Origin of the sequence: Streptomyces sp. WM6386 (assembly GCF_000972385.1) — a bacterium.
In the GTDB taxonomy this organism is placed as follows: Bacteria; Actinomycetota; Actinomycetes; order Streptomycetales; family Streptomycetaceae; genus Streptomyces.
Genome location: NZ_JXTE01000799.1, coordinates 1 through 310 on the forward strand (window position 1 = coordinate 1; position 310 = coordinate 310).

Consider the following 310-nt stretch of genomic DNA (forward strand, 5'->3'; position numbering starts at 1 on the left):
CATCCGCGGCGACTACCCCCCGGGCTCCGTGGTGGACCCGGTCAGCTTCGAGACGGAACTCGGCGTCAGCAAGACCGTGATCCGCGAGGCCATGCGCGTGCTGGCCTCCAAGGGCCTGCTCGAGTCGAAGCAGAAGCGCGGCACGACCATCCGGCCCCGCGCCGACTGGAACCTGCTCGACAGCGACCTGCTGCGCTGGCAGGGCAGCAGCGACCCGACCGACGGCTTCCTGGAGGACCTCGCCGAGGTCCGCGCGATCGTCGAGCCCGCGGGAGCCCGGTTCGCGGCGGCCCCCCCCACCGCGTCCGCC

At 73.5% G+C, this 310-nt stretch carries 1 protein-coding gene; it reads left to right on the forward strand.

Annotated features, from left to right (window positions below; translation table 11 throughout):
• Position 1 precedes the first annotated feature (1 nt).
• Positions 2-310: FadR/GntR family transcriptional regulator (locus TN53_RS43725; RefSeq protein ID WP_234441884.1), on the forward strand; the 309-nt coding region annotated here is incomplete at its 3' end.